Source organism: Streptomyces mexicanus, assembly GCF_902506575.1.
Lineage (GTDB): Bacteria > Actinomycetota > Actinomycetes > Streptomycetales > Streptomycetaceae > Streptomyces > Streptomyces mexicanus.
The window spans coordinates 1-2,844 of the sequence record NZ_LR732681.1; the positions used below are offsets into that span (position 1 = coordinate 1).

The window sequence follows — 2,844 nt, forward strand, 5'->3', positions numbered from 1 at the left end:
GGGGGGGGGGGCGCGGGCAGCCGAGGGTGGGAGAAGGGGACCGCCCCCGCCCCCCCCGCGGGGGGCCCGCGCCGGCCCCGCCGCGGCGCCGCAGCGGGACGCGCCCGACGCGAGCGCCGGGCCGCGCGGCAGCGCCGCACACGACTCCCGCCCCGAGCCCGACGCGCACCCTCAGCGCTCACGGACCGGGCGAACGGGCGCCGACGGGCGACGGCCCGCAGACCCGGCGACCGGACAGGCCGCTCCCGCCTCGGCCACCGCCCCGCACGCGGCGGCAGGTCGGGCCGCGCCGGGCGGCCCCGTCACGGATGCGCCAGGTGGCGTGGCCACGGATGCGACAGCCCGCCCGGCCACGGATGCGGCAGTCCGCCCGGCCACGGATGCGGCAGTCCGCCCGGCCCCGGATGCGGCATTCCGCCCGGCCACGGAGGCGACAGCCCGCCCGGCCACGGACGCGACCGGCCGCCCCGACGCCCCGACGGGCGCGGCCCGCGCGGCCCGTCCGGGCGAGCCGCCCGTCACCTCCGTCCCGACCGACCCCGCCGCTGGGACAGGCATGGCCCACGTGGCCGCCGCGACCGCTCCGGCCGGTCCCGGCGCGCCGTCCGTCCCGACCGACCCCGCCGCCCAGGGCCGCCCCGGCGGCGCCGGCACCCGCCGCACGCCGCCCTCCGGCACCCGGCCGGCGGTCCCCGATGCCGGACGGAGGGGGCGATGAAGGCGATCGTCCCCCGGCTCGACAGCTTCGGCGACGTGCTGCTCGCCGGGCCCGCCGTGCGGGCCGTCGCCGCCCGCGCCGAGCACGTGACCCTGCTGTGCGGGCCGCGCGGCGAGCCCGCGGCGCGGCTGCTGCCCGGCGTGGACGACATCCTGGTGTGGGACGCGCCCTGGGCCGGGTTCGAGCCGCCGGCCGTGGACCGCGGTGACATCGACAAGCTGGTCGACGCCCTCGCCGCCGTGGAGGCCGACCACGCGCTCGTGCTCACGTCCTTCCACCAGTCGCCGCTGCCCACCGCCCTGCTGCTGCGGCTGGCCGGCGTCCGGCACATCGCCGCGGACAGCGAGGACTACCCCGGCTCCCTGCTCGACGTGCGTCACCGCCGCGCCCCGCACGCCCACGAGGCGCGGGCCGCGCTCGACCTGGCCGGCGCCGCCGGGTTCCCGCGCGTGGACGACGGCAGGCTGCGGGTGCTGCCGCCGCCGGACACCACCCACCTGACCGGACCCGAGCCGTACGTCGTGCTGCACCCGGGCGCCAGCGTGCCCGCCCGCGCCTGGAGCCCGCAGCGCTGCGCGCAGGCCGTACGGGAACTCGCCGCCGCCGGGCACCGGGTGGTGGTCACCGGCGGCGGGGGAGAGCGGGAACTGACCGCGCTCGTGGCCGGCGAGCACGGCCTCGACCTCGGCGGGCGCACCGCGGCCCCGGAGCTGGCCGGCGTGCTGGCCGGGGCGAGGGCGGTCGTCACCGGCAACACCGGCCCCGCCCACCTGGCCGCCGCCGTGGGCACCCCGGTCGTGTCCCTGTTCGCGCCGGTCGTGCCCGCCGAACGCTGGCGCCCCTACGGGGTGCCCTACGTGCTGCTCGGCGACCAGAACGCCCCGTGCGCCGACAGCCGCGCCCGGACCTGCCCGGTGCCCGGGCACCCCTGCCTGGAGTCGGTGACCGCGGACGACGTGCTCGCCGCCGTGGAGAAGGTGATGACGACGTGAGGATCCTCATCTGGCACGTGCACGGCTCCTGGACGACCGCGTTCGTCCAGGGCCCGCACACCTACATCGTCCCCGTCACCCCCGCCCGCGGACCCGACGGCCTCGGCCGCGCCCGCCCCTTCGACTGGCCCGAGTCGGTGATCGAACTCCCGCCGGAGCAGCTGCGCGACGCCGGCATCGACCTCGTCGTCCTGCAACGCCCGCACGAGTACGACCTCGTACGGCGGTGGCTGGGCCGCACCCCGCCGATGGTGTACCTGGAGCACAACGCCCCGCACGGCGACGTGCCCGACACCCGGCACCCGGTCGCGGACCTGCCCGGTGACATCCCGCTGGTCCACGTCACCCACTTCAACCGGCTGATGTGGGACGCGGGCGGCGCCGAGACCGCCGTCATCGAGCACGGCATCGTCGACCCCGGCCCGCTGTGGACCGGCGAGCTGCCGCACGCCGCCGTCGTCGTCAACGAGCCGATCCGGCGCGGCCGTACGACGGGGACGGACCTGCTGCCCACGTTCGCGCAGGCCGCCCCCCTGGACGTGTTCGGCATGAAGACCGACGGCCTGGCCGCCCACCTCGGCCTGCCGCCCGAGCGCTGCCGCAGCCACGACCTGGTCCAGCGCGACCTGCACGCCGCGATGGCCCGGCGCCGGGTGTACGTCCACCCCGTGCGCTGGACCTCCCTCGGCCTGTCCCTGCTGGAGGCGATGCACCTCGGCATGCCCGTCGTCGCCCTCGCCACCACCGAGGTCACCGAGGCGGTGCCGCCCGGCGCCGGGGTGGTCTCCAACCGCATCGATGTCCTGACCGACGCCGTACGGGACTTCGTCGCCGACCCGCTGCACGCCCGCACGGTCGGCGAGGGAGCACGCGCCGCCGCGCTCGCCCGCTACGGGCTGACCCGCTTCCTGGACGACTGGGAGCGGCTGCTGAAGGAGGTGACCCGATGAGGATCGCCATGGTGTCCGAGCACGCGAGCCCGTTGGCCGCGCTCGGCGGGGTCGACGCCGGCGGCCAGAACGTCTACGTCGCCCGGCTCACCGAGGAGCTGGCGCGCCGCGGACACGACGTGACCGTCTACACCCGGCGGGACGATCCGGACCTGCCCGACCGGGTGCCGCTGCCCGGCGGCGC

Annotated in this window: 3 protein-coding genes; all 3 read left to right on the top strand. The window is 78.4% G+C overall.

Annotation, left to right across the window (positions count from 1 at the left end; genetic code table 11):
• Positions 1 to 714 precede the first annotated feature (714 nt).
• Positions 715 to 1,710 carry a glycosyltransferase family 9 protein gene (locus GV126_RS35070; RefSeq protein ID WP_159675428.1) on the top strand — a complete coding sequence of 332 codons (996 nt, stop codon included), beginning with the start codon at positions 715 to 717 and terminating at the stop codon, positions 1,708 to 1,710.
• A complete protein-coding gene (locus GV126_RS35075) occupies positions 1,707 to 2,660 on the top strand; it encodes a glycosyltransferase (protein ID WP_159675430.1) in 954 nt (317 codons plus the stop codon). Before GV126_RS35070 ends, GV126_RS35075 begins: the two co-directional genes overlap by 4 nt.
• Positions 2,657 to 2,844, top strand: a 188-nt coding sequence (locus GV126_RS35080) for a glycosyltransferase (RefSeq protein ID WP_159675432.1), incomplete at its 3' end; no start/stop codon positions are given. The genes GV126_RS35075 and GV126_RS35080, both read left to right, overlap by 4 nt.

What these genes read in the sequence shown, in the direction of transcription:
- GV126_RS35070 (WP_159675428.1), top strand. Translation starts at nt 715, where the DNA reads ATGAAGGCGATCGTCCCCCGGCTCGACAGCTTCGGCGACGTGCTGCTC.